The organism is Microbacterium sp. AZCO, assembly GCF_039614715.1.
Lineage (GTDB): Bacteria > Actinomycetota > Actinomycetes > Actinomycetales > Microbacteriaceae > Microbacterium.
Map to the genome: position 1 here is coordinate 2,801,640 of NZ_CP154857.1, position 24,460 is coordinate 2,826,099.

Consider the following 24,460-nt stretch of genomic DNA (forward strand, 5'->3'; position numbering starts at 1 on the left):
CATGACCGAACCCCTCCGCATCGTCGTCGGAAGCGACGACGCCGGCTTCGAGTACAAGGAAGCCCTCAAGAAGGACCTCGAGAGCAACCCGGGCGTCGCATCGGTCGTCGATGTGGGCGTCGGCAGCGACGGCCACACGCCGTATCCGAAGGTCGCGATCGAGGCCGCGCAGCGCGTCGCCGACGGCGAGGCCGACCGCGCCCTGCTCATCTGCGGCACGGGCCTCGGCGTCGCGATCTCGGCGAACAAGGTGCCCGGCATCCGCGCCGTGACGGCCCACGACAGCTACTCGGTCGAGCGCAGCGTGCTCTCCAACGACGCGCAGGTGCTCACGATGGGTCAGCGGGTCGTCGGCCTCGAGCTCGCCCGCCGCCTCGTGCGCGAGTGGCTCACCTACCGCTTCGACCCAACGTCCGCCTCCGCCGAGAAGGTCGCCGTCATCGACCAGTTCGAGACGACGGGATCCTGCTGATGGCCGAGGTCACGGTCGGGGTGAGCCTGAAGACCTACTTCGGGCATGAGCGGGCGCGTGCGTGGTTCGCCGATGTGGCACACCGCACGTCCGCGCACCCCGCCGTGACCGATGGGTCCGTGCGGTTCTTCGTGATCCCGACGTACCTGCAGATCCCCGCGGCCCTCACCGCCTTCCAGGGCACGCCCGTGCTCATCGGCGCCCAGGACGTCTCGGCGTTCGAGCCGGGCGCCTACACGGGCGAGGTCACCGCGGCGGAGCTCGTCGAGGCCGGTGTCCGCGTCGCCGAGGTCGGGCACGCCGAGCGCCGCCGCCTCTTCGGCGAGACCGACGAGGTGGTCGCCGCCAAGGCGGCCGCCGCCCTGCGCCACGGCCTCGCACCCGTGCTCTGCATCGGCGAGTCCGAGCGCGGTGCGGGACGGGATGCCGCGGCCGCGACCGTCGCTCAGCTCGACGCCGACCTCGCCGGCGCGCCGGCGGGGCCCGTCATCGTCGCGTACGAGCCCGTCTGGGCGATCGGCGCGCCCGAGCCGGCTCCGGCCGAGCACATCGTCGCCGTCGCACGCGCGCTGAGGGAGGCACTCGACGCGCGTCCGGACCGCGCCGGCAGCGTCGTGATCTACGGCGGCTCCGCGGGGCCGGGCCTCCTGACCGAGCTCGGCGATGCCGTCGACGGCCTCTTCCTCGGCCGGTTCGCGCACGACGTCGACAACCTCCTCGCCGTCCTCGACGAGGCCGCCGCCCGCGCGGGCCTCCCCGCCTCGACAAGCTCGGCGACCGCAGTTCAGGCAACCCCTCCCCCGGTCCCCGAGCCTGTCGAGGGGTCGAGCAGAACCGACGAGGCAGGTCCGGCATGATCGGCCTCGGGACGTACGCGTTCTTCTGGCAGCACTCCGACCGGGTGCCGGAGCCGCTGAGCCTGCAGGGGGCCTTCGAGGCGACCCGTGAACTGGGCGTCGACCTGTTCCAGATCTGCGACTTCGCGCCCCTCGACGCGATGACCGACGCCGAGATCGCCGATGCGGCGGCGGCGGCACGCGACCTGGGCCTTGCCGTCCAGCTCGGCACGAAGGGCATCGAGCCCGAGCGCCTCGCTCGCTACCTCCGCCTCGCCGAGGCGTTCGACGCCCGGCTGGTCCGCAGCATGCTGTACGGCCCCGAGTCGCGACCGACGCTCACCGAGGCATCCGTCTGGCTCCGCGAAGCCCTCCCCGCCTTCGAGGCCGCCGGCGTCACGCTCGCGCTCGAGACCTACGAGCAGGTCGCGACGGCCGACCTCGTGTCGCTCGTCGAGTCGTTCGGCAGCCCCCAGCTCGGCATCTGCCTCGACCCGGCGAACGTCGTCGCGCGCCTCGAACTCCCCCGCGACTGCGTCGAGCTCGCCGCCGACGTCGTCGCGAACGTGCACGTCAAGGACTTCGCCTTCGCCCGTCAGCCGGGCTGGGTGGGCTTCACCTACAGCGGCGCGCGCATGGGCGACGGCCTGCACGACTACTCGCACCTGCTCGAGACCGTGCGTCCGCGCGATCGCGGCATCGACGAGATCGTCGAGCACTGGCTGCCCTGGCAGGGCGACCACGAGACCACCATCCGAACCGAGCGGGAATGGACCCGCACCACCATCGAACACCTGAGGAGCACACCATGACAATCGACGCTTCGACAAGCTCAGCGACCCCGACCGGGACCCGAACCGAGAGCTACAAGATCGCCGTCGTCGGCGCGGGCGGGAAGATGGGCATGCGCGTGTCCAACAACCTCGTGAAGACCGACCACACGGTCTGGTACGTCGAGAACTCGCCCGCCGGGCAGCAGCGCACGCTCGACGCCGGACGCGAACTGACGGATGCCGCGACCGCCGTCGCCGACGCCGATATCGTCGTGCTCGCCGTGCCCGACCTCGCCCTCGGGCCCGTCACGGCCGACCTCGTGCCGCAGCTGAAGTCCGGCGCGATCGTGCTGACGCTCGACCCCGCCGCCGCCTACGCGGGTCTCCTCACGACGCGCGACGACGTCGTGCAGGCCGTCGCGCACCCCTGCCACCCCTCGGTGTTCCTCGAGCGCACGACGAAGGAGGAGTGGGCCGACACGTTCGGCGGCATCGCCGCGCCGCAGGACGCGATCGCGGCCGTCGAGAGCGACGACCCCGCGCACAAGGCGATCGTCGAGGCGACGGTCCGCGCCATCTACGCGCCCGTCATCGACGTGCACTTCGTCACGGTCAAGCAGCTCGCGCAGCTCGAGCCGACCCTCGTCGAGACCGTCGCCTGCATGATCGGCGCCCTGCTCAACGAGGCCCTCGACGAGGCGATCCACACGATGGGCGTCCCCGAGGCGGCGGCGCGCAGCATCCTGTACGGCCACACGCAGGTGGCTCTCGCCAACGGCCTGCGCGGCGACAACCCGTTCAGCGACGCCTGCCTCATCGCGATGGACTACGGTCGCGAGAGCATCATCAAGGAGGACTGGAAGAAGATCTTCCGCGACGACGAGCTCGACAGGAACCTCGCGCGCATGCTGCACCTCGACCACATCGAGCGCTGATCTCGCGCACGCGGCCGAAGGGAAGAGACATGGGACAGCTTGACGGCAAGACCGCCCTGATCACCGGCGGGGCTCTCGGCATCGGCCTCGCCGTGGCGCAGCGCTTCGCGCGCGAAGGCGCGCGGGTCGTGATCGCCGACCGCAACGGCGAGGGGGCTGCGGCCGCCGCCGCCGGGATCGGCGCGAACGCCCGCGCCGTGACGATGGACATCTCGGACGAGGCCGCCGTCGAGGCGGCGTTCGCCGAGCTCGAAGCCGACGGCTGGGTGCCCGACGTCGTCGTCGCGAACGCGGGCGTGCAGCTCTTCGGGCAGGACGCGCAGGCGGCCGACCTCGACCTCGACGTCTGGCGCCGCACGATCGACATCAACCTGACGGGCACGTTCCTCACGGTCAAGCACGCCGTGCGCTCGATGCTGCCCCGGGGCGGCGGGTCGATCATCCTGACCGGCAGCCCGACTGGCGTCAACGGCGAGGGCAAGGACTTCACGGCCTACAGCGCGTCCAAGGCCGGCATCCACGGCCTCGGACGCACCGTGGCCGCGGCATATGCCTCGAAGGGAATCCGCGTCAACACCGTGCAGCCCGCCTACACCGAGACCCCGCTCGTCGCAGCGATCAGCGAAGACCCGGAGTCTCGCGCCGCGATCATCAGCCGCATCCCGATCGGCCGCGCCGGGACCCCCGACGACGTCGCGGGCATCATGGTCTACCTGGCGAGCGACGACGGCTCGTTCGCGACCGGAGCGGTGTTCCAGGTCGACGGCGGCATGACCTCGCTCTGACATGACCGACGCCTGGCATGCATCTCACGGCCCGTCCCGCCTCTGGCGGGGCGGGCCGTGGGCGCTCGAGCTCCGCGACGACGAGCTCGCCGACCTGACCTTCGACGGGCGTCGGGTGCTCCGCAGCATCCGCGCCGTCGTCCGCGACCGCGACTGGAACACCGCCGAGTGGGTCCTCGAGCAGGTCGCCTCCGACGACTCGACCCTCGAACTCCTCCTCCACAGCGACGGCTACGGCGCCGAGCTCCGCGGCACCGTCCGCGTCGACGTCTCCGGCGACCTGCTGGTCGTGAGCTTCGACGCCGTCTCGACGACGCCGTTCGAGACGAACCGCACGGGGCTCGTCGTGCTGCACCCGCCCCAGATCGCCGGAGCGCCGCTCGCGATCACGCACAGCGATGCCTCGGTCGAGGCATCCACCTTCCCCCGGAGCATCAGCCCGCACCAGCCCGCCGACGACATCGCGGGCCTCGCGTGGCACGACGACGGTCTCGAGGTCGACGTGCGCTTCACGGGCGACGTGTTCGAGATGGAGGATCAGCGCAACTGGACGGATGCCTCGTACAAGACCTACAGCCGCCCGCTCGCGCTGCCGTTCCCCTACGCGCTGGCGGCCGGCGACCGCGTGCGGCAGTCCATCGCCGTGCGCGTCGCGCCGTTGTCGCCGCCCGATCGCGTAACGGATCGGGACCGGCTCGTCCTCGCGGGCGGCGGGGCGTTCCCCGCGATCTCCGTCGGGGCCTCGACGGCTCCCGACCCCGCTCCCCCGCTCGTTCCGATCGGCCAGGCGCTCCTCGTCGAGCTCGACCTGGCGGCGCCCAACCGGCACGCGGCGCTGGCGCGGGCCGCGGCATCCGGTCGTCCGCTCGACGTGCGGCTCGTCCTGGACCCGCTCCGCCCGGACGCGCTCGACGACCTGGTCGTCCGGCTGTCCGGACTCCCCGTCGTGCGACTCGGCGCCTTCGATCCCCACACGCACGTGACGGACCGGGATGCCTCAGCCGCCGTCCGCGCGGCGGCAGCGCGGGCGGGCCTCGACGTCGCGATCGTCGGAGGTGCGCGCTCGCACTTCACCGAACTCAATCGCGAGCAGGACAGCATCGCGGACGACGTCGACGGCGTCGTGTTCAGCGTCACTCCGCTCTTCCACAGCCGCACGACCGAGCAGCTCATCGAGGCGGTCGGGATGCAGCGGCTCGTCGCGGAGCAGGCGGTGCGGATCGCGCGCGGCACGCCCGTGCACGTCGGACCCGTGACGCTGCGACCGAGGTTCAACAACGTCGCGACGGTGCTCCCCGCGCCACCCCCGCAGACCGACCTCTCACTCGGCTACGGCGCGCACTTCGCCGACACCGAGGACGAGCGGCAGGATGCCCCGCAGCTCGCCGCCTGGACCATCGCGAGCGCGGCGGCTCTGGCGGTGCCGGGAGTCGCGTCGGTCGCCTACTTCGAGGAGTGGGGCCCGCGCGGCGTCGTCCGGGCGGACGGGACGGAGCGGCCCGCCGCCGCGGCGCTCCGCGCTCTCGCCGCGCTGTCGGGTCTGCCGGCCGAGTCGGCGGCGAGTCCGGACGGGCTCGTGTGGGCCGTCAAGGGCGGCGGGACGCTGCTGCTGGCGAACCTCGACCGGGACGATCGCGAGCCGACCGTCGTCGTCGACGGCGAGGAACGGACGGCCTCGCTGCCCGCCGGGGGCTGGGTGTCACTCGAGGTCTGACGCTTCTCGCAGGCTCGGCTCGACCCCTCGACAAGCTCGGGGACCACCCCTCGACAAGCTCGTGGACCACCGCGCGGGAAGGGCGGGGACCCCGCGGGTGTCAGCCGGCGGAGCGGGCGTGGGCCACCATCCGGTCGGTCACGGCATCCCACTCGGGATCGACCGTCTGCAGCTCGGGGTGGGCGTCGTGGTGCTCGATGATCTCGCGCGCGCCCTCGTCGAAGCGGATCGTCGTCCCGAACGCGGGCACGAGCGCCTTGAGCTTGCTGTTGTCGAAGAGCACCGTGTGGGCCTTGTCGCCCACGAGCCCGGGGCCGACCTCCGGATGGAACACGGCGATCGTCTCGGACGCGACGTGCACGAACTCCGGATCGTCGACCCCCGCGGCATCCGCGAGCCACTGGTAGATCTGGTTCCACGACGGCGCGTGGTCCCCGGTGATCGTGAAGGCCTCGCCGATCGCGGCGGGATTGCCGAGCAGCCCCGTGAAGCCGACGGCGAAGTCCCGCGCATGCGTCAGCGTCCAGAGCGACGTGCCGTCGCCGTGGATCACGACGGGCTTGCCTGCGCGGAGCCGCGCGATGTCGGTCCAGTGCCCTGTGTTCGGAAGGAGGCCGCGGTCGTACGTGTGCGACGGGCGCACGATCGTGATCGGCAGTCCGCGGTCGCGGTAGGCATCCACCAGCAGGTCCTCGCACGCGATCTTGTCGCGCGAGTACTGCCAGAACGGGTTGCGCAGCGGCGTCGACTCGCGGATCGGCAGCGAGCGCGGAGGCTTGTCGTAGGCCGACGCCGAGCTGATGAAGATGTACTGGCCGATGCGCCCCTCCAACAGGTCGAGGTCGGTCTGCACGTGCTCGGGCGTGAACGCGAGGAACTCGGCGACGACGTCGAATTCGGCATCCCCCACCGCTTCTTTCAGGGATGCCGCGTCTCGCACATCGCCGACGATCTCGCGGACGCCGTCGGGCAGATCCCTCCGTCCCGTGCCGCGGTTGAGGACCGTGACGTCGAAGCCGGCGCGGACCGCGTCTGTGACGCAGGAGGAGCTGATGGTGCCGGTGCCGCCGAGGAACAGGACGCGCTGTGCAGTCATGCCCAGTATTCTTCCGTCTCGTGGCAAGCCTGGGGCGGATCCTCTCGTGGTGGGGCAATGACTACGCCTACGCCGCCTACTGGCAGGTACGCGGAACGCTGCGCCCGGGGCGCCGCGAGGACTTCGGCTCGGGGACCGATCGTCCGATCCTGATCCTCCCCGGCGTGTGGGAGCCGTGGGGATTCCTCCGGCCCGTCATCGACCGGCTGCACGGGGCGGGTCACCCGGTGCACGTCGTTCCGGCGCTGGGACGCAACAGCCGCCCCGTCGCCGACACCGCCCGCACGGCGGCGGAGTTCCTGCGCGAGCACGACCTCCGCGACGTCATGATCGTGGCGCACAGCAAGGGCGGGCTCATCGGCAAGTACGTCATGAGCGAGCTCGACCCCGACCGCCGCGTGACCGGCATGATCGCGATCTGCACGCCGTTCGCCGGCTCGGACTACGCCCGCTTCATGGCCGTGCGGAGCCTCAGGGCGTTCTCACCGAAGGATCCGACGACCCTCAAGCTGCTGGAGAACCTCGAGGTCAACGCCCGCATCACGACGATCGCGGGGGTGTTCGATCCGCACATCCCGAAGATCGTCGGACTCGAGGGCGCCAACAACATCACGATCGCCGAAGGCGGTCACTTCCGGCTGCTCGACCGCCCCGAGGTGCTCGACATCGTCGTGGAGGTCGCGCGCCGCCCCGCGGCCGTGCAGGAGCAGATCGTCGAGGACACGCTGGCTGCGGCGACAGAGGCTCACGGGACCGAGATCCGGGATGCCACGGCTCCGCCGCCGCCGCAGGATCGGGAGAACCCGCCGAGAGACCCCGTCGACCCGCCTACCGTCCCGTGAACCGCGGCGCCCGCTTCTCCTGGAAGGCCGCGAACCCCTCCCGGTAGTCGTCGGAGTCGCACAGCGCCGCCTGCGCCGCGTTCTCGACGTCGACCGACTCCCACAGTCCCAGCCGCTCGTCACGGAGCCGGCGGACGAGGTCTTTGCTCGCGAGGAACGCCCCCGTCGCGCCCTGCGCGGCGCGCTCGGCGGCCGCGGTCGTCGCCGCCACGACGTCGTCGGCGGGGAGCACCTGCGAGAAGAGCCCTGACTGCACGGCCTCCGTGCCCGACATGAGCCGGCCCGTGTAGACGAGGTCGAGCGTCTTGTGCGCGCCGAGCCGCTCGAAGAAGAGGGCGTGCCCGCCCGAGTCGAGGGTCGCCCCGAGCGCCGCGAAGGGCGACCCGATCCTGGCGGTGTCGGCGACATAGACGACGTCGGTCGCGATGAGCAGCCCGAGCCCCACGCCGAGGCACGCGCCGTGCGCGGCGGCGAAGGTCGGCGCGGGGAAGCGCGACATGCGCTGCAGCAGCGGCGTGACGAGCCCGCCGAGGTAGCCCATGACGTCGTCGTCCCGCGGGTCGACGCCGGAGATGTCGCGGCCGGCGCAGAACGCGCGGCCCTCGCCGCGCAGGACGAGCGCGCGAACGCCGGCGTCCTCCGCCGCCGCATACGCGGCATCCAGCTCCCCGATCGCCTCCTCGTCGAGGGCGTTGAGCTTCGCGGGATTGTTCAGGACGATGCGCGCGACGTCGTCGGCGATCTCGAGATCGATCATGCGGGCTCCTTGCTGATCGGTTTCGGCGGAGATGCGCAGAAACGCGGAAGAAGGGGCTCTGATCGCTCCGCCATCTCGCTCATCTCCGCGATTCTGCTCGCTCAGACGTCGTAGTCGACGACGACGCGGTCGGTCTGCGGGTGCGACTGGCACGTCAGCACGTACCCGCGCTCGAGCTCGTCGGGCTCGAGCGCGTAGTTCTCGGTCATCGCGACGGACCCCTCGATCAGGCGCGCGCGGCACGTGCCGCAGACGCCGCCCGCGCACGCGAACGGCACGTCCGGACGCACGCGCAGCGCAGCGTTGAGGATCGACTCGTGCGCGTCGACGGGGCTCTCCACCGTCGACGACTGGCCGTCGAGCGAGAACTCCAGGCGATACACCTCGGCGTCCTCGCGGACGACCACGGGGCGCCCGGCCTGCGGTGCCGGATCTCCCGTCGTGAAGAGCTCGTAACGCACATGGGATGCCTCGACCCCCATGTCGGCGAGGGTGTCGCGGCACAGCTGCACGAGGTCGAAGGGGCCGCACAGGAACCACTCGTCGACCGTCTCGGGAAAAACGAGCTCGTCGAGGATCCGGCGCAGGCGCGGCTCGTCGAGGCGCCCGGAGAGGAGTGGCGCCGTCCGCTGCTCGCGCGAGAGCACGTGGTGCAGGGCGAGTCGCGTCGGGTAGCGGTCCTTGAGCTCGGAGAGCTCCTCCACGAACATGACGTCGGTCGTCGAGCGGTTCGTGTAGACGAGGGTGAAGCGCGACGTCTCGGAGCGCGCGAGCACCGTCGCGGCGAGGGCCATGAGCGGCGTGATGCCGGACCCGGCCGCGATGCCCGCGACGTGCCGGCCGTCGAGGTCGGCGAGCGCCGACGTGAAGCTCCCCTGAGGGCTCATGACGTCGAGCTGGTCGCCGACCTTGAGCTCGGTCTGCGCCCACGTCGAGAACGCTCCGCCCAGGTCGCGCTTGATCGCGACGCTGATGGTCTGCGGTCCGTCTCCCCCGCCGCCGGCGTCGATGGCCCCCGACCCTGTCGAGGGGCGACACAGCGAGTACGAACGCCGCACCTCGTGCCCATCGAGCTGTGTGCGCAGCGCGACGTGCTGGCCGGCGAGGTAGTCGTACTCGCCCCGGAGCTCCTCCGGGATCGCGAACGTCACCTCGATCGAGGCCTCAGTGAGCGGCCGCACCGCCGCAACGCGGAGCGTGTGGAAGCGCGCGCGCCGGCGACTGCCGTGCGGGCCCCCGACGGCGCTCGCGAGGAACGACTCGGCGATCCTCTCGTCCTCGAGCCCCATCAGTGCGCCTTGAAGTGGTCGAAGGGCTCGAGACACGAGCGGCACTCCCAGAGTGCCTTGCACGACGTCGAGCCGAAGCGCGTCAGCTCCCTCGTGTCGAGCGACCCGCACCGCGGGCAGCGGACGCTCAGCCGCACGGGGATCGGCCCGCGCACCGCGGCGCGACCCGTCGGCGGTGCGATGCCGAACTCCTCGAGCTTGCGCCTGCCCTCGTCGCTCATCCAGTCCGTCGTCCACGCGGGCGCGAGCGTCAGCCGCACCTCGACGCTCGCGAACCCCGCGGCCGACAGCGCGAGGACGAGGTCGTCGCGGATCGTGTCGACCGCGGGGCACCCCGAGTAGGTCGGCGTGATCGTGACGGCGACCTGGTCGCCGTCGACCTCGACGTCGCGGAGGATGCCGAGGTCGGCGATCGTCAGGACCGGCACCTCAGGATCGGTGATGGATGCCGCGACCGCCCGCGCGAGGTCCAGTCCGGTCGTCGTGGTCACCATGTCGCGCCCGGGTGCTGACGCGCGAGCACCTGCATCTCGGCGAGGACATATCCGAGGGGCGCCGCATGGCTGCCGTGCCGGCCGCCGCCCGACGACACGAAGCCCGCGGGCACCTCGATCGCGGCCTCCGCGAACACGGCCGCGACCACGGCGTCGAATCCCGGCCGCAGCTCGGACGGACGCACGGCGACGCCCGATGCGGCAAGCGCATCGGTGAGCGGCTCGTCCCGGAAGAGCTCGCCGACGTAGGGCCACACGTCGCCGACGGCGCGCAGCATCCGTCGTCGCGATTCATCGGTGCCGCCCGCGAGGCGCAGGGTCCACTGCACGGCGTGGTCGCGGTGGTATTCGACCTCCTTGACGGCTTTCGCAGCGACGGCAGCGAGTGTCGCGTCGGACGACGCCTGCAGCCGCGAATAGAGCTCGAACCAGTAGACGGATGCCGCGAGCTGCCGGGCGATCGTCTGCGCGAAGTCGCCGTTGGGCTGCTCGAAGAGCCATGCGCTGCGGAACTCGGGCTCGTCGCGCCAGTACGCGAGGTCGTCCTCGGTGCGACCGTCCCACGCGCCGGCGTACCGCAGGAGCGAGCGCGCGTGGCCGAGGAGGTCGAGTGCGATGTTGCCGAGCGCGACGTCCTCCTCGAGCTCGGGCGCCCGCGAGATCCAGGCGCTCAGCTGCTGGGCGAGGATGAGGGCGTCGTCGCCGAGCCACAGCGCGTACTCCGCGATCTCGCCCGAGGCCGGTCGCGCGTCGCCGCCCGCGAGCTCGGCGGAGAGCGAGACCTCGTCGACCGTGACGTCGCCGTGCGGCACGCCGGCGCCCGGTCCCCGAGCTTGTCGAGGGGTCGAGTCCGGCGGCCGCGCAGCGCTTGGGTTCGACGCTTCGACAAGCTCAGCGACCGATTCCTGACCTGGAGATCGGGTCACAGGTGCGGCACCCCCTCCGACGCGGTGTAGTACCGCGCGTGGCGATAGTTCTTGCCCGCGGGCGACTCGAAGAAGGCGCCCTTCGCGTCGGGGTCGCTCGTCGTGATGGCGTCGGCGGGGACGACCCACACCGACGTCCCCTCGCCGCGGCGCGTGTAGAGGTCGCGCGCGTTGCGCAGCGCCATCTCGGCATCCGGCGCGTGCAGCGACCCGGCGTGCACGTGCGAGAGTCCGCGGTTGGCGCGCACGAACACCTCGAAGAGGGGCCACGTCTCGCGGTCGGAGCCGCCGGGGGCGCTCATGCCGCCGACCCTTCGACGAGGTCGGCGACTGGAGTCCGGCGGGCGGCGTAGGCGGCGGCCGCCTCCCGCACCCAGGCGCCGTCTTCGTGCGCCGTGCGGCGGTTACGGAGGCGCTCGGCGTTGCAGGGCCCGCGTCCCGCGAGCACCTCCTGGAACTCGGTCCAGTCGATCTCGCTCATGTCCCAGCGCCCCGTCCCCTCGTTCCAGCGGAGGTTCGGGTCGGGGAGCGTCACCCCGAGCACCTCGGCCTGGGGCACGAGCATCCCGATGAACCGCTGCCGCAGCTCGTCGTTCGAGAAGCGCTTGATGCGCCACGCCATCGACTGCGCGGAGTTGGGCGACGCGTCGTCGGGCGGTCCGAACATCATGAGCGACGGCCAGTACCAGCGGTTCACGGCATCCTGAGCCATCTCGCGCTGCGCCGGCGTCCCCTGCATGAGTGTCAGCAGGATCTCGAAGCCCTGCCGCTGGTGGAACGACTCCTCCTTGCAGATGCGCACCATCGCCCGCCCGTACGGCCCGTACGACGCGCGGCACAGCGGCACCTGGTTGCAGATGGCGGCGCCGTCGACGAGCCAGCCGATCGCGCCCATGTCGGCCCACGTCGGGGTCGGGTAGTTGAAGATCGACGAGTACTTCGCGCGGCCCTCGATGAGCTGCTCGGTCATCTCGTCGCGCGTGATGCCGAGCGTCTGCGCCGCCGAGTAGAGGTAGAGCCCGTGGCCGGCCTCATCCTGCACCTTCGCCATGAGGATCGCCTTGCGCTTGAGGCTCGGCGCGCGCGTGATCCAGTTGCCCTCGGGCTGCATCCCGATGATCTCGGAGTGCGCGTGCTGCGAGATCTGCCGGATGAGCGTCTTGCGGTACGCCGCCGGCATCCAGTCCCGCGGCTCGATACGCTGCTCCGCCGCGATGAGTGCGTCGAACGCCTCCTGCTCGGCGGCTTCGTCGATCAGCAGTTCGGTGGTCATCGTCGACTCCTCAATAACAGACCGTTCGTTCAGTAAGTCTACAACGCGAGGACGGATGCCGCGAGGCACGCCTCCTCAGCGCAGGTCGTAGACCCGCTTGTACTTGCCCTCGCTCCGCGGCAGGGCACCGGGCTCCTCGAGCTTCACGGCCACCGTCGAGCCGACGTGCGTCTTGATGCGCTGCGCGAGCACGACGGCGGCGGCCTCGCAGACGTCGCGATCGAGAGCCGGATGCCGCTCGATGCGGACGGTCAAGGCATCCATCCGCCCCTCCCTCGTGAGCTCGAGGATGAAGTGCGGCGTGAGAGTCTCGATGCCGAGGACGAGCTCCTCGATCTGCGTCGGGAAGAGGTTGACCCCGCGGAGGATGATCATGTCGTCGTTGCGGCCGGTGATCTTCTCCATGCGCCGCATGCCGGGCCGAGCCGTACCGGGGAGGAGTCGCGTCAGGTCGCGCGTGCGGTACCGGAGCACCGGGAACGCCTCTTTCGTGAGCGACGTGAAGACGAGCTCGCCGCGCTCGCCGTCGGGCAGCGGCTCGCCGTCGGCCCCGATGATCTCGGGGAGGAAGTGGTCCTCCCAGAGGTGCGGGCCGTCCTTCGTCTCGACGCACTCGTTGCCCACGCCGGGGCCCATGACCTCGCTGAGGCCATAGATGTCCACGGCATCCACGTCGAGTCGCCGCTCGAGCTCACCGCGCATCTCGTTGGTCCACGGCTCGGCACCGAGGATCGCGATCCGCAGCGACGTCGACCGCGGATCGATGCCCGCCGCCTCCATGGCGTCGGCGATCGTGAGCAGGTAGCTCGGCGTGCACATGATGACCTCGGGCTCGAAGTCGCGGATGAGCTGCACCTGCCGCGCCGTCTGCCCGCCGGACACAGGGATGACCGTCGCACCGAGCTTCTCGATGCCGGCGTGCGCGCCGAGCCCGCCCGTGAACAGGCCGTAGCCGTAGGCGTTGTGCACCTTCATGCCGGGCCGCACACCGCTCGCCCGAAGCGAGCGCGCGACGAGCGCACCCCACCTGTCGAGATCGCCCACGGTGTAGCCCACGACCGTGGGCCGGCCGGTCGTCCCCGACGACGCGTGGATGCGCGCCACGCGGTCCATCGGCACGGCGAACATCCCGAACGGATACGTCGAGCGCAGGTCCTCCTTCGTTGTGAACGGCAGCCGCCGCACGTCGTCGAGCGAGCGGATGTCGCCCGGCGCGACGCCCGCCTCGTCAAGCTTGCGGGTGTAGAGCGGCACGTTCTCGTACGCGTGACGCACCGTCCACTGCAGGCGCTCGAGCTGCAGCGTCTCGATCTCGGCGCGTGTCATCCGCTCCTCGGGATCGAGGCTCTCGTGGGCGGCGGGGGCGGTGCGGTTCGCTGTCATCGTCGACATGGCGGACTCCAGGGTGTTCAGGTGAGGGGCGGCCGGCTGGTCGTGAGGGATCTCCCGCGGAACTCCGCGACGACCTCTCCCGTCTCGTCGGTCACGGTGACGTCGTAGATGCCCGTGCGGCCCGACCGCGTGCGTCGCCGCGCGTCCGCGGTGAGCACGGCTCCCGCGGCGGTGGCCTTGAGGAACGCGATGTCGGCTCCGGCGGCCACCGTCACCGACTCGTCCTCGTTGCAGGCCATCGCGAACGCCGTGTCGGCGACGGCGAAGACGAAGCCGCCGTGCGTGATGGCGAAGCCGTTCGTCATGTCGTCGCGCACGGTCATCGACACGACGGCGTGGCCGGGTTCGTCGGCGAGGACCCGCATGCCGAGCGCCGCGGAGGCCCGGTCGCGCTGCAGCATGGGTCGCAGCTCCTCGGTCATGCGGACGCCGCCCCGACGGGCCCGGCGACGGAAGGCTCGGCGACGGGGAGCTGCTTCGCGACGAGGGTGAGGACGTCGTAGGTCGCGACGAGCTCGTCGTGCTGGTTCAGGATGACGGCATCCCATCGCACCTCGCCGTACTCGTCGGTCTCGCGGGGCGTGATCTGCTTCGCCGTGAGGATCACGCGGATCGTGTCGCCCGGTGACACCGGCGTGAGGAAGCGGAGGTTCTCGAGCCCGTAGTTCGCGAGCACGGGACCCGGGTCCGGGTCGACGAAGAGTCCCGCGGCCCACGACACCAGCAGGTACCCGTGGGCGACGCGACCCGGGAAGAAGGGGTTCGCCTCGGCGGCCGCCTCGTCCATGTGCGCGTAGAACGTGTCGCCGGTGAAGTGCGCGAACGTCTCGATGTCGTCGAGCGTGACCTCGCGGGAGGCCGAGACCACCTGGTCGCCCAGCTCCAGCTCGGCGAGCGACTTACGGAAGGGATGCCTGCCCTGCTGCACCGCGGCGCCCTGGTGCCACAAGCCGGTCAGCGCCGTGAGCATCTCGGGCGAGCCCTGCACGGCCGTGCGCTGCATGTAGTGCAGGACGGCGCGGATGCCGCCGAGCTCCTCCCCGCCGCCCGCCCGCCCCGGGCCGCCGTGCACGAGGTGCGGCACGGGCGAGCCGTGCCCCGTCGACGTGCGGGCGTTGTCGCGGCTCAGGAAGAGCACGCGGCCGTTGAACGCCGCGATGCGGCTCATGAGCTCCGTCGCGACACCGGGGTCGTTGGTCGCGACGCTCGTGACGAGCGACCCGCCGCCGAGGTCGACGAGCGCGGCGGCCTCGTCTAACGTGCGATACGCCAGGACGCTCGCGACAGGTCCGAACGCCTCGATCTCGTGCACCGCCTCGGCCGCGGCATCCGTGAATCCGACGAGGAGGGGCTCGACGAACGCGCCCTCCGGCGCACGACCCGTCGAGCCGTCGGCGCGCACGATCTCAGGGGCGTCGGTCGTGCCGAGGAGCAGCCGTCCCCCGGCGGCCTCGAGCGCTCCGACGGCGGCGAGCACCTCGTCGCGCTGCTCCGTGGAGACGAGCGGGCCCATCGTCACGCCCTCGGCCCGCGGGTCGCCCAGGACGACGCGCTGCGCGATGGCGGCGCGCACGGCCTCGACGAGCGCGTCGACGGATGCCTCCGGCACGATCGCACGGCGGATGGCGGTGCACTTCTGGCCGGCCTTGGTCGTGAGCTCGACCATGAGCTGCCGCACGTACGCATCGAACTCCGGCGTGCCGGGCACGGCATCGGGGCCGAGCACGGAGGCGTTGATCGAGTCGGTCTCGCTCGTGAAGCGGACGCCCGGCGCGGCCTGATCCCGCAGGAGGGCCGCCGTGGAGGCGCTCCCCGTGAACGACACGGTGTCGCCGAGCCCGAGGTGGTCGAAGAGGCCCGGCACGCTGCCGCTCACGAGCTGCAGCGACCCCGCAGGCACACGACCCGTCTCGACGAGGATCCGCACCCAGGCCTCGGCGAGGTAGGCGGTCGGCGTCGCGGGCTTGACGAGGCTCGGGACACCGGCGAGGAATGCCGGCGCGAACTTCTCGAGCGCGCCCCACACCGGGAAGTTGAATGCGTTGATCTGCACCGCGACACCGGGCAGCCGCGTGTAGACGTGACGGCCGAGGAAGGATCCGTCCTTCGCGAGCGGCTCGACGGGTCCGTCGAGGTACACCTGCCCGTTCGGCAGCTCGCGTCGCCCCTTCGAGGAGTACGTGAACAGGACTCCGATGCCGCCGTCGATGTCGCTCAGCGAGTCGCGCTGCGTCGCACCCGCCCGCGCGGAGAGGTCGTACAGCTCCTGCTTGCGGTCGGTGAGCGCGAGCGCGAACTCCTTGAGCAGCAGGGCACGCTGGTGGAAGGTCAGTGCGCCGAGGGATGCCTGCCCCACGGTGCGCGCGTACTCGAGGGCGCCGGCGAGGTCGGCGCCTTCCGCACTCACCCGCACGATCGGCTCACCCGTCGAGGGGTCGCGCACCTCCGTCCCCGAGGCGTCGGACGGCTCGCCCGCAGGCACCCACCACTCGCCCTGGAGGTAGCTCGGCAGCATCCCGGTCATTCGTCGCTCCATTCGTAGAATCCGCGTCCCGTCTTGCGCCCGAGGCGCCCGTCGGCCACCATCCGGCGCAGCAGTGCCGGCGGCGCGAAGCGCTCGCCCAGCCGCTCGTGCAGCTCCTCGGCGATCGCGAGGCGCACGTCGAGGCCGACGAGGTCGGTCGTGCGCAGGGGGCCGACGGGATGCCGGTACCCGAGCTCCATCGCCGCGTCGATGTCGGCGGCGCTCGCGACGCCCTCCTCGACCATCCGGATCGCCTCGAGCCCGAGCGCGAGGCCCAGCCGGCTCGATGCGAAGCCGGGCGCATCGCGCACCGAGATCGGCGTCTTGCCGATCGCCGCGACCCACCCGCGGGCCGCCTCGAGCACGGCGGGCGCCGTCGCGCCGCCCGCCACGATCTCGACGAGCCGCGAAGCCGGCACGGGGTTGAAGAAGTGCAGCCCGAGGAACCGCTCGGGGCGGCGCAGCGCGCCCGCGAGCGCATCGATCGACAGGGCGCTGGTGTTGGAGGCGATGACGGCGTCGTCGTCGACGGCGGCTTCGACCCGCGCGATCGCGTCGAGCTTGAGGGCCGGGTCCTCGGGGACGGCCTCGACGACGAGGCCGCACCCGGCGAACGCGTCCGCCTCCGTCGTCGTGGACACCGTCGCCTCGAGCTCGTCCAGCCCGCGCTGCGTCGCACCGCGATCGACCGAGTGCCGCAGCGCCTCCGCGATGCGCTCTGCCGCGCGGTCGGCGGCGGCCTCGTCCACCTCCACGACGACGACCTGAGCGCCGGCGAGGACGAAGGCGTGCGCGATGCCCGCACCCATTCGCCCACCGCCGAGCACGCCGATGCGCGTCGGCAGGCCGCCGGCGTCGGCGAGCCGGCCGCCGACCGCGGTCGAGGCATCCGTCATCCGCGTCTCCTCTCCAGGAAGCGCGTCATGCGCTCGATCTTCTCGGGACGCTCGAAGAGCTCGGCCTGCAGCTCGAGCTCGATCGCGGGGTGCGCGTGCGCCGGCGCGCGAAGCGCGGTCTTGGTGTGGCGGGTCGCGAGCGGGTCGTGGGCCGCGATGCGGTCGGCGAGGCCGTGCGCGGCATCCATCAGGTCATCGGGCTCGTGAAGGGACGACAGGATGCCCCACGCCAGCGCCTCGTCGGCGTCGAGGATGCGGCCCGTGAGCAGCAGCTCGGCGGCGCGCGCGTCGCCGACGATGCGGGGCAGGCGCCACGTGGCACCGGCGGCCGCGATGATCCCGAGCCCCGTCTCGGGGTTGCCGATGCGCGTGCGCGGGGTGCCGATGCGGAGGTCGGCGGCGTACGCGAGCTCCGCTCCGCCGCCGAGCGCCCAGCCGTCGACGGCGGCGATGACGGGCATGGGCAGCGCGGCGATGCGCTCGAAGGCGTGCGTGTTGATGCCCTGCCGCGCATCGGCCGCGCGTCGGTCGCGCAGCTGTGCGATGTCGGCGCCGGACGCGAAGACCCCCTCCGCACCCGTGAGGATGAGGATGCGCGGGTCCTGCTCGAGCTCGACGCACAGCGCGTGCAGCGCGTCGACGATCGCGAGGTCGATGGCGTTGCGGGCCTCGGGGCGATCGAGCATCGCGACGACCCGATCGTCGCGTCGTTCGACCCGCAGGGAGGGCCGGATGCCGTCCGTCATGAGATGCGCTCCGCGTCGTTGCTGGAATACTTGACCGATCGTTCAGTAATCATGTCAGACTGGCCGGAGATCGCCAAGAGACGTGCGCCCGGCGAGGCGCCCCGCCCGCGGATGGGAGACTGGGGCCATGACCGTGACACCCGCGACCGACGCCGCGTCGGCGACGCCCGCGCGGCGCGGGCGTCCCGGTTACGACCGTTCCCAGATCCTCGAGGTCGCGGTCGCGCTCTTCAACGAGCAGGGGTATGACGCGACCTCCGTCGCGGATCTCGCCGCCCGGCTGGGCCTGACGAAGTCGGCGCTGTACCACCACTTCGACTCGAAGGAGCAGCTGCTCGCGGAGGCGCTCGACGACGCTCTTGGCGCCCTCGAAGAGGTGCTGGATCAGCCCGACGGCTCACCCGCCGAGCGCCTCGAGGCGGTGCTGCGCGGCGCCGTGCGCGTGCTCAGCGACCGGCTGCCGTCGGTGACGCTCCTCCTCCGCGTGCGCGGCAACAGCGACACCGAGCGCGCGGCCCTCGAGCGCCGCCGTGCGTTCGACCAGCGCGTCACCACCCTCGTCCAGGAGGCGCAGGATGCCGGGCTCGTGCGCGCCGACATCGACGGCGCCGTCACGACCCGCCTCATCTTCGGCATGGTCAACTCGCTCGTCGAGTGGTACCGGCCGGGCGGCCCGATCGATCGCGACCAGCTCGCACACGACGTCGTGACGATCGCACTCGACGGCATGCGCACGCGCTGAGCGCGATTCTCGCCGCTCAGGGCGTGAGGACCTGGGCGATGCGGTCGAGCGCGTCGGGGACGAGCGCGTAGTACGCCCAGGTCCCGCGCTTGCTGCGAGTGAGGAAGCCGGCCGCCGTCAGCACCTTGAGGTGGTGCGAGACGGTCGGCTGCGCGAGCCCCACGGGCTCGATCAGGTCGCACACGCACGCCTCGGCTCCCTCGGATGCGGCGACGATCGACAGCAGGCGCAGGCGCGCCGGGTCGGCGAGCGCCTTCATGGTGGCGGCGAGCAGCTCCGCCTCCTCGGCACCGAGTGGCTCGCGGACGAGGGGCGAGCAGCACACGTCCGCCGAGGAACGCGAGACGTCGGTGAGAGGAAGGAGCGTCGCCATGCATTGATGCTAATCGATATTGACAAAGATCGATACGGTGAGCAGAATCGCATCGATGTTCATCGATATCCGGAGGCTGACGTGACGCTCCTCGACCTGACCCGGCCCGCTCCCGCGAGCCCCCGCATGACGACGCTCCCCGTCGCGATCATCGGCGCCGGGCCTGTGGGCCTCTCGGCAGCCGCGCATCTCGTCGAGCGCGACCTGCCCTTCGTGATCTTCGAATCGGGACGGGATGCCGCGGCCAGCGTGCGGGCATGGGGCCACACCCGCCTCTTCTCGCCGTGGAAGCACCTGGTCGACCCCGCCGCTGCACGCCTTCTCGCCGAGACCGGGTGGCGCCTCCCCGCCCCCGAGCGGGCCCCCACCGGCGCCGAGCTGGTCCGCGACTACCTCGAACCGCTCGCCGCACTGCCGAGCATCGCGCCGCACATCCGCACGGGAACGACCGTCACCGGCGTCGCGCGCGAGGGGATGGACCGCACGCGCACACGCGGCCGCTCTCAGACCCCCTTCGCCCTTCGCCTCCGCCGCGCGGACGGCGACGTCGAAGAGATGACCGCCCGCGCGGTCATCGACGCCTCGGGCACCTATCTCGCCCCCAACTCCCTCTCCTCGAACGGCCTCGAGCTGCTCGGCCTCGAGGAGATCGCAGCCGAGGTCCTGCCCGCTCTTCCCGATGTGCGCGGGCGGGAACGGGAGACCCTGGCGGGTCGGCGTGTCACGGTCGTCGGCGCGGGGCATTCCGCCGCCAACACTCTTCTCGCGCTCGTGGATCTCGCCCGGGAGGCGCCCGGCACAGCTGTGGCGTGGCTCATCCGCAACCGGGGCGCCGTGCGCGTGTCCTCGTCGGCGGACGATGAGCTCGCCGATCGCGCGCGCCTCGGCTCACGGGTCGACGCGGCGGTCGCACGCGGCGACGTGACGCTCGTCGACCGCTTCGAGATCGCGCGCGCCCGGCGCGCCGCGGCGGGGATCGAGCTCATCGGCCGGCGTGACGGCGAACCGGCGATCCACTCGACCGATGTCGTCGTGAACGCCACCGGCTTCCGTCCCGATCTGTCGATGCTGCGCGAGCTCCGCCTCGAACTGGACGACGTCGTCGAGGCCCCGCGGCGCCTCGCGCCGCTCATCGACCCGAATGTGCACTCGTGCGGGACTGTCGAGCCGCACGGCTACCGCGAGCTGATGCATCCGGAGTCCGGGTTCTTCATCGTCGGGATGAAGTCCTACGGCCGCGCGCCCACCTTCCTCCTCGCCACGGGGTACGAACAGGTGCGCTCCGTCGTGGCCTGGCTCGCCGGCGATGCCGAGTCCGCGGCATCCATCGAGCTCGTCCTGCCCGCGACGGGCGTGTGCTCGACGGATGCGGGAGGATGCTGCGTGTGATCCCGGTGCGCGAGCTGACGGCGGCGGATTGGCCGGCCGTCGCGGAGATCTACCGGCAGGGCATCGAGGACGGTGAAGCCACCTTCGAGACCTCGCCTCCCACGTGGGACGAGTTCGACGCCGGCAAGGTTGCGGCGCCGCGCCTCGTCGCGGTCGATGCCGACGCCGGCGTGCTCGGCTGGGCGGCGGCATCCCTCGTCTCTCGTCGAGAGGTCTACCGCGGCGTCATCGAGCACTCGATCTACGTCGATCGCGCCGCGCAGGGGCGTGGCGTCGGCCGCCTGCTGCTCACGTCCTTCGTCGAGGCGGCGGACGCCGCGGGGTACTGGACCATCCAGTCCGCGATCTTCCCCGAGAACGCGGCCAGCATCCGCCTGCACGAGAGCCTGGGCTTCCGCATCGTCGGTCGGCGCGAGCGCATCGCGCGATCGGCGAACGGCCCCCACGCGGGGCAGTGGAACGACACCGTGCTGCTGGAACGGCGGAGCGCCGCGAACGGAATCGACTGATGACGAGGATGCGAGAGTGGAGCACATGACCGACAAGCCGACAGTCCTGTTCGTCTGCGTGCACAACGCGGGCCGCTCGCAGATGGCCGCGGGCTTCCTGCGCGCCCTCGCCGGTCATCGGGTGACGGTGCTGTCAGCGGGGTCCGAGCCGAAGGACGCCATCAATCCCATCGCGGTCGCCGCGATGGCGGAGATCGGCATCGACATCACCGGGAACACCCCGCAGATCCTGACCACCGAGGACGTGCGCGCGTCGGATGTCGTCATCACGATGGGCTGCGGCGACGCGTGTCCGATCTTCCCTGGCAAGCGCTACGAAGACTGGGAGCTGGACGACCCTGCCGGACAGCCGCTCGAGGACGTGCGCCCGATCCGCGACGAGATCCGCGCGCGGGTCCGGACACTCGTCGACGAGCTCTTTCCCGTCGGGGTCAGCCACGAGGCGACGGCCGACGTTCCCCCGCCCCGCATGACCATGTGAATTCCCAGCTAGCGGGAATCCCTCCGCAGCGATCGCTCCCTGAGCGTATCTTGAGTGTGGTCAGACCACATCGAACCGGCGGACATCCCGCCCGCACAAGGAGGACATCATGACCACTCATGCGGTGCACAGCGCCGCTCCCGCTCCGGCGACCGCGCTTCGCACGTCACCCGCCACAGCACTCCCCCGCCAGGAGACCATCGTCACCTCGGTCACCGGACGGCGCTCCCTCGCGCTGCTCCGCCTCGCGACCGGCTTCATCTTCCTCTGGGCCTTCCTCGACAAGACCTTCGGCCTGGGCTTCTCCACGCCGCTCGAGCGCGCCTGGATCAACGGCGGAGCCCCCGCCCAGGGCTTCCTCCTGAGCGAAGGCGTCACCGGCCCGCTCCAGCCCTTCTTCCAGGGCATCGCCGGCCCGCTCGTCGACTGGCTCTTCATGGCCGGGATGCTGGGCATCGGCGTCGCCGTCATGCTCGGCGTGGGCCTGCGCATCGCCGCCGTCTCGGGCAGCGCGATGATGCTCCTCATGTACCTCGCGGAGTGGCCGTTCGCGGCCGGCGCAGGATCCACCAACCCCCTCGTCGACTACCACGTCGTCTACGCCCTCGCCCTCATCGTCGTCGCCGCGCTCGCAGCGGGCGACACGTGGGGACTCGGCGCAGCGTGGCGGGCGACGCCGCTCGTGCAGCGCAGCCACTGGCTCGCCTGACGCGGGCGCGAAGGGCGCGGAACCTCGGGTTCCGCGCCCTTCGGCATGCCGGGATCAGACGACTCGCGTAGCGGATCCACGACGCAGCGGCGCGCTCGGCTGACGAGGCATCCTCCCTCGGCCGGAGATGAGGGCGAGGCCGCCATATCGCGCGCACCACTCCCCACGCAACCCCCTCCGGCCGGTTCCCGAGTGGCGCGCAGGCTGGCATCACCGGAGGAGGTGCCGCATGAAGGCGATGGTGTACCGAGGTCCCTACAAGGTGCGTGTGGAGGAGAAGCCGGAGCCCCGCATCCTCCACCCCAACGACGCGATCGTGCGGGTCGAGCTCGCCGCGATCTGCGGCTCCGACCTGCACCTGTACCACGGCATGATGCCCGACCTGCGGATCGGCCACACGTTCGGGCACGAGTTCATCGGCCGCGTGGTCGAGGTGGGCTCGTCCGTCCGATCGCTCACGCGCGGCGACCGGGTGATGGTGCCCTTCAACATCTACTGCGGCTCGTGCTTCTTCTGCGCCCGGGGCCTGTACAGCAACTGCCACAACGTCAATCCGAACGCCACGGCGATCGGCGGCATCTACGGCTACTCGCACTCGACCGGCGGCTACGACGGCGGCCAGGCCGAGTTCGTGCGCGTGCCGTTCGCCGACGTGGGCCCCACCGTCATCCCGCCGTGGATGGACGACGAGGACGCCCTCTTGCTCACCGACGCCTTCTCGACCGGCTACTTCGGGGCGCAGCTCGGCGACATCGCGGAGGGAGACACCGTCGTGGTCTTCGGCGCGGGTCCGGTGGGACTGGCGGCGGCTCGATCGGCATGGCTCATGGGCGCGGGGAGGGTCATCGTGATCGACCATCTCGACTACCGCCTCGAGAAGGCGAAGGAGTTCGCCTTCGCCGAAACCCACAGCTTCACCGAGAACCCCGACGTCGTGCTGCTGCTCAAGCGGATCACGGGCGGGCTCGGCGCCGACGTCGCGATCGACGCCGTGGGCGCGGAAGCCGACGGCGCGGTGTTCCAGCACATCACCGCGGCCAAGCTCAAGCTGCAGGGCGGCTCGCCCGTCGCTCTCAACTGGGCGATCGACTCGGTGCGCAAAGGCGGCAACATCTCGGTCATGGGGGCGTACGGTCCGCTCTTCAGCGCCGTGAAGTTCGGCGATGCCATGAACAAGGGGCTGACGATCCGCACCAACCAGGCTCCCGTGAAGCGCCAGTGGCCCCGCCTCTTCGAGCACATCCAGGCGGGATACCTGAGCCCGCGCGACCTCATCACGCACCGCATCCCCCTCGACGAGATCGCCGAGGGCTATCACGTGTTCTCCGCGAAGCTCGACGACTGCATCAAGGTCGTCGTGCGACCGCCGGCGGCCTGAACCGAGAGGAAGAGCCATGCCCTACACGGCCGACAAGCCCCCGCTTCCCGAGACGACCGAGCAGCTGCGCGCCCGCATCCCGGGGTGGGGCGCCGATCTCGACCCCGCCGATCGCCCCTCGTACCCGAAGGAGCGCTTCGCCCCCGACGAGACCGGCGCGCATTGGGACTTCCCCGAGCGCCAGCCCGATCCCGGCCGCCGCGAGCGGTCCATCGAGCACACGTCTCTCACGCCCGTTTTCGGCACCGCTCAGCCGCTGCACGGCGTGTCGGGGCTCATCCGCCGCCTCGCCTACGAGCGGTACAGCGAGGGCACGACGCTGCACTGGATGCTGCTGATCGTCGGCGACCGCGTCGAGGCGATCGGCGCGCACGTGCGCTCCGTCGCGTCGCTGCGACCGGACAACCCCCTCACGGAGACCGGCATCCTCGGTGAACGCGGGCACCGACCGCTCTCGTCACGGTTCGGGCGCGGCCGGGCAGACCTGAAGCACATGTGGATCGATCCGCTGCTCGTCGCCGGTCCGTGGGTGCTCACGGGGGTCGTCGGAGTGCTCGCGGCACGTCGGCTGCTGCGCCGCTGACCACCGCCCGCGCTCTGCGCACACGGGATGCCGCATTCGCGTACGGGACAGCGTCGCCGGTGCGTTGCGCCGGTTAGATGAACCTGCTGGTGGACCCCGGTGGCTGAGGGGTCGGAGCGGGAGTGACATGGGCAAGTTCCAGTACGAGGACACGGTGCGGGTGGACTTCGACGACCGGCTGCTGGCCCATCTGCAGACGGTCATCGGCATGAAGCTCCGCCGCAGCGAGTCGTTCTACTTCACGTGGCGGGAGAGCCTCGACCTCGGTGGCGGCCGCACGTCGGTCTGGCTGCACTCGCGCGCGGCGCTCGTCTTCAAGTTCCACGGCAGTCGCACTCCCCGGCTCAACCGCACCTGGCTCGACGCGCTCATGCACACCGCCAACTCGCCGAGCGGCCTGTACATCGTCCCGGAGCCCCCGGAGAACGGGAACGCGACCCCTGACATCTGAACCCGACCCCGCGCACGGCCTCGTAAAATATCAAGGACCCCTCGCATTCACCGGTCTGCCCGACAAGGCGAGGATGATGGACAGCCCCTATTCGC

General features: G+C 71.4%; 28 protein-coding genes. 15 read left to right on the forward strand and 13 right to left on the reverse strand.

Features of this window, described 5'->3' with window-relative positions; genetic code table 11:
• Position 1: 1 nt before the first annotated feature.
• From AAIB33_RS12900 to AAIB33_RS12925, 6 genes are read left to right on the forward strand one after another with little or no spacing between them, the layout of a single operon-like run.
• Entirely contained in the window at positions 2 to 472 is a 471-nt protein-coding gene (locus tag AAIB33_RS12900) for a ribose-5-phosphate isomerase (RefSeq protein WP_345800361.1), read from the forward strand.
• Positions 472 to 1,329: a triose-phosphate isomerase family protein gene (locus AAIB33_RS12905; RefSeq protein WP_345800362.1), complete on the forward strand. Its 858-nt coding sequence runs from the start codon at positions 472 to 474 to the stop codon at positions 1,327 to 1,329. Before AAIB33_RS12900 ends, AAIB33_RS12905 begins: the two co-directional genes overlap by 1 nt.
• Entirely contained in the window at positions 1,326 to 2,120 is a 795-nt protein-coding gene (locus AAIB33_RS12910; RefSeq protein ID WP_345800363.1) for a TIM barrel protein, read from the forward strand. Before AAIB33_RS12905 ends, AAIB33_RS12910 begins: the two co-directional genes overlap by 4 nt.
• Complete coding sequence (locus AAIB33_RS12915; RefSeq protein ID WP_345800364.1) at positions 2,117 to 3,016, forward strand: phosphogluconate dehydrogenase C-terminal domain-containing protein; 900 nt, start codon at positions 2,117 to 2,119, stop codon at positions 3,014 to 3,016. The genes AAIB33_RS12910 and AAIB33_RS12915 overlap by 4 nt, the downstream gene beginning before the upstream one ends.
• A gap of 29 nt (positions 3,017 to 3,045) precedes the next feature.
• Complete coding sequence (locus AAIB33_RS12920) at positions 3,046 to 3,801, forward strand: SDR family NAD(P)-dependent oxidoreductase (protein ID WP_345800365.1); 756 nt, start codon at positions 3,046 to 3,048, stop codon at positions 3,799 to 3,801.
• Position 3,802: 1 nt separating this feature from the next.
• Complete coding sequence (locus AAIB33_RS12925; RefSeq protein WP_345800366.1) at positions 3,803 to 5,515, forward strand: hypothetical protein; 1,713 nt, start codon at positions 3,803 to 3,805, stop codon at positions 5,513 to 5,515.
• Positions 5,516 to 5,615: 100 nt separating this feature from the next.
• Here the strand turns inward: AAIB33_RS12925 and AAIB33_RS12930 are convergent, their stop codons facing one another.
• A complete protein-coding gene (locus AAIB33_RS12930; RefSeq protein WP_345800367.1) occupies positions 5,616 to 6,611 on the reverse strand; it encodes an SDR family oxidoreductase in 996 nt (331 codons plus the stop codon).
• Between the two features lie 20 nt (positions 6,612 to 6,631).
• Between AAIB33_RS12930 and AAIB33_RS12935 the strand changes: the two genes are divergently transcribed.
• Complete coding sequence (locus tag AAIB33_RS12935; RefSeq protein ID WP_345800368.1) at positions 6,632 to 7,453, forward strand: alpha/beta hydrolase; 822 nt, start codon at positions 6,632 to 6,634, stop codon at positions 7,451 to 7,453.
• Here the strand turns inward: AAIB33_RS12935 and AAIB33_RS12940 are convergent.
• From AAIB33_RS12940 to AAIB33_RS12990, 11 genes are all read right to left on the reverse strand, one after another.
• The gene (locus AAIB33_RS12940) at positions 7,440 to 8,210 is read right to left on the reverse strand and encodes an enoyl-CoA hydratase/isomerase family protein (RefSeq protein ID WP_345800369.1); all 771 of its coding nucleotides are present in this window, start codon (positions 8,208 to 8,210) and stop codon (positions 7,440 to 7,442) included. The genes AAIB33_RS12935 and AAIB33_RS12940 overlap by 14 nt on opposite strands.
• A 101-nt stretch (positions 8,211 to 8,311) precedes the next feature.
• Positions 8,312 to 9,499: a 1,2-phenylacetyl-CoA epoxidase subunit PaaE gene (paaE, locus tag AAIB33_RS12945; protein WP_345800370.1), complete on the reverse strand. Its 1,188-nt coding sequence runs from the start codon at positions 9,497 to 9,499 to the stop codon at positions 8,312 to 8,314.
• Positions 9,499 to 9,990 (reverse strand): 1,2-phenylacetyl-CoA epoxidase subunit PaaD, encoded by a 492-nt coding sequence (gene paaD / locus AAIB33_RS12950; RefSeq protein ID WP_345800371.1) that lies wholly within the window; start codon positions 9,988 to 9,990, stop codon positions 9,499 to 9,501. The genes paaE and paaD overlap by 1 nt, the downstream gene beginning before the upstream one ends.
• A complete protein-coding gene (paaC, locus tag AAIB33_RS12955; protein WP_345800372.1) occupies positions 9,987 to 10,805 on the reverse strand; it encodes a 1,2-phenylacetyl-CoA epoxidase subunit PaaC in 819 nt (272 codons plus the stop codon). Before paaC ends, paaD begins: the two co-directional genes overlap by 4 nt.
• Before the next feature lie 110 nt (positions 10,806 to 10,915).
• On the reverse strand, positions 10,916 to 11,221 hold the full coding sequence (gene paaB, locus AAIB33_RS12960; protein ID WP_345800373.1) for a 1,2-phenylacetyl-CoA epoxidase subunit PaaB: 306 nt from the start codon (positions 11,219 to 11,221) through the stop codon (positions 10,916 to 10,918).
• A complete protein-coding gene (gene paaA, locus AAIB33_RS12965; protein ID WP_345800374.1) occupies positions 11,218 to 12,192 on the reverse strand; it encodes a 1,2-phenylacetyl-CoA epoxidase subunit PaaA in 975 nt (324 codons plus the stop codon). Before paaA ends, paaB begins: the two co-directional genes overlap by 4 nt.
• 75 nt (positions 12,193 to 12,267) lie before the next feature.
• Positions 12,268 to 13,584 (reverse strand): phenylacetate--CoA ligase PaaK, encoded by a 1,317-nt coding sequence (paaK, locus tag AAIB33_RS12970; protein ID WP_345800375.1) that lies wholly within the window; start codon positions 13,582 to 13,584, stop codon positions 12,268 to 12,270.
• A gap of 17 nt (positions 13,585 to 13,601) precedes the next feature.
• Entirely contained in the window at positions 13,602 to 14,006 is a 405-nt protein-coding gene (gene paaI / locus AAIB33_RS12975) for a hydroxyphenylacetyl-CoA thioesterase PaaI (RefSeq protein WP_345800376.1), read from the reverse strand.
• Positions 14,003 to 16,108 (reverse strand): phenylacetic acid degradation bifunctional protein PaaZ, encoded by a 2,106-nt coding sequence (gene paaZ, locus AAIB33_RS12980; RefSeq protein WP_345800377.1) that lies wholly within the window; start codon positions 16,106 to 16,108, stop codon positions 14,003 to 14,005. The genes paaI and paaZ overlap by 4 nt, the downstream gene beginning before the upstream one ends.
• Positions 16,105 to 17,004 carry a 3-hydroxyacyl-CoA dehydrogenase family protein gene (locus tag AAIB33_RS12985; protein ID WP_345800378.1) on the reverse strand — a complete coding sequence of 300 codons (900 nt, stop codon included), beginning with the start codon at positions 17,002 to 17,004 and terminating at the stop codon, positions 16,105 to 16,107. The genes paaZ and AAIB33_RS12985 overlap by 4 nt, the downstream gene beginning before the upstream one ends.
• Positions 17,001 to 17,750 (reverse strand): enoyl-CoA hydratase/isomerase family protein, encoded by a 750-nt coding sequence (locus tag AAIB33_RS12990; protein WP_345800379.1) that lies wholly within the window; start codon positions 17,748 to 17,750, stop codon positions 17,001 to 17,003. The genes AAIB33_RS12985 and AAIB33_RS12990 overlap by 4 nt, the downstream gene beginning before the upstream one ends.
• Positions 17,751 to 17,877: 127 nt before the next feature.
• Between AAIB33_RS12990 and AAIB33_RS12995 the strand changes: the two genes are divergently transcribed.
• Positions 17,878 to 18,492, forward strand: a complete 615-nt coding sequence (locus tag AAIB33_RS12995) for a TetR/AcrR family transcriptional regulator (RefSeq protein WP_345800380.1) — start codon at positions 17,878 to 17,880, stop codon at positions 18,490 to 18,492.
• Positions 18,493 to 18,508: 16 nt separating this feature from the next.
• Here the strand turns inward: AAIB33_RS12995 and AAIB33_RS13000 are convergent, their stop codons facing one another.
• A complete protein-coding gene (locus AAIB33_RS13000; RefSeq protein ID WP_345800381.1) occupies positions 18,509 to 18,865 on the reverse strand; it encodes a metalloregulator ArsR/SmtB family transcription factor in 357 nt (118 codons plus the stop codon).
• 81 nt (positions 18,866 to 18,946) lie between these two features.
• Between AAIB33_RS13000 and AAIB33_RS13005 the strand changes: the two genes are divergently transcribed.
• The 7 genes from AAIB33_RS13005 (at position 18,947) to AAIB33_RS13035 (ending at position 24,365) form a co-directional block, all read left to right on the forward strand.
• On the forward strand, positions 18,947 to 20,254 hold the full coding sequence (locus tag AAIB33_RS13005) for an FAD-dependent oxidoreductase (RefSeq protein WP_345800382.1): 1,308 nt from the start codon (positions 18,947 to 18,949) through the stop codon (positions 20,252 to 20,254).
• Positions 20,242 to 20,763: an N-acetyltransferase family protein gene (locus tag AAIB33_RS13010; protein ID WP_345800383.1), complete on the forward strand. Its 522-nt coding sequence runs from the start codon at positions 20,242 to 20,244 to the stop codon at positions 20,761 to 20,763. Before AAIB33_RS13005 ends, AAIB33_RS13010 begins: the two co-directional genes overlap by 13 nt.
• 25 nt (positions 20,764 to 20,788) lie before the next feature.
• Positions 20,789 to 21,244: an arsenate reductase ArsC gene (locus AAIB33_RS13015; RefSeq protein WP_345800384.1), complete on the forward strand. Its 456-nt coding sequence runs from the start codon at positions 20,789 to 20,791 to the stop codon at positions 21,242 to 21,244.
• Positions 21,245 to 21,353: 109 nt separating this feature from the next.
• Positions 21,354 to 21,953 (forward strand): DoxX family protein, encoded by a 600-nt coding sequence (locus AAIB33_RS13020; protein ID WP_345800385.1) that lies wholly within the window; start codon positions 21,354 to 21,356, stop codon positions 21,951 to 21,953.
• 229 nt (positions 21,954 to 22,182) lie between these two features.
• Complete coding sequence (locus AAIB33_RS13025; protein ID WP_345800386.1) at positions 22,183 to 23,331, forward strand: zinc-dependent alcohol dehydrogenase; 1,149 nt, start codon at positions 22,183 to 22,185, stop codon at positions 23,329 to 23,331.
• Between the two features lie 16 nt (positions 23,332 to 23,347).
• The gene (locus tag AAIB33_RS13030) at positions 23,348 to 23,914 is read left to right on the forward strand and encodes a hypothetical protein (protein WP_345800387.1); all 567 of its coding nucleotides are present in this window, start codon (positions 23,348 to 23,350) and stop codon (positions 23,912 to 23,914) included.
• A 127-nt stretch (positions 23,915 to 24,041) separates the two neighbouring features.
• Positions 24,042 to 24,365: an ATP-dependent DNA ligase gene (locus AAIB33_RS13035; protein WP_345800388.1), complete on the forward strand. Its 324-nt coding sequence runs from the start codon at positions 24,042 to 24,044 to the stop codon at positions 24,363 to 24,365.
• The last annotated feature ends 95 nt before the right edge of the window (positions 24,366 to 24,460 follow it).